This is a genomic window from Bradyrhizobium sp. sGM-13 (assembly GCF_018398875.1).
Classification (GTDB): Bacteria; Pseudomonadota; Alphaproteobacteria; order Rhizobiales; family Xanthobacteraceae; genus Bradyrhizobium.
Genome location: NZ_JAGWDK010000384.1, coordinates 1 through 250, shown reverse-complemented (window position 1 = coordinate 250; position 250 = coordinate 1). Strand labels below are relative to the sequence as shown.

The 250-nt window shown below is 62.8% G+C and carries 1 pseudogene; it reads right to left on the bottom strand.

Annotation, left to right across the window (positions count from 1 at the left end):
• Window positions 1-69 precede the first annotated feature (69 nt).
• Window positions 70-250: pseudogene (locus KJQ96_RS39380) on the bottom strand (ISNCY family transposase); the annotation flags it as partial.

Genomic DNA, 250 nt, shown 5'->3' with positions numbered 1-250 from the left:
AATGGGTGGTCACAATCCGTCGTAGCGGGTGGTCGCGATCGTCGGAATACGCAATGTGGGGTCTCCTACGCCCTTACGAATGATCTCCGTCGAGGGCTCGAACACGCTGAAGAGCTTGTCCTCTGCCCGCGTATTGCCGCGGAAGATGCGTTCCCGGGCCTGCCGCATCACCTGCCGTACCAGCGGCATCATCGCTTCCAGCTCCTGCCGCAAGCCTTGCAGCGCCAGCCGCTTCAAGATGCCCCTGGCC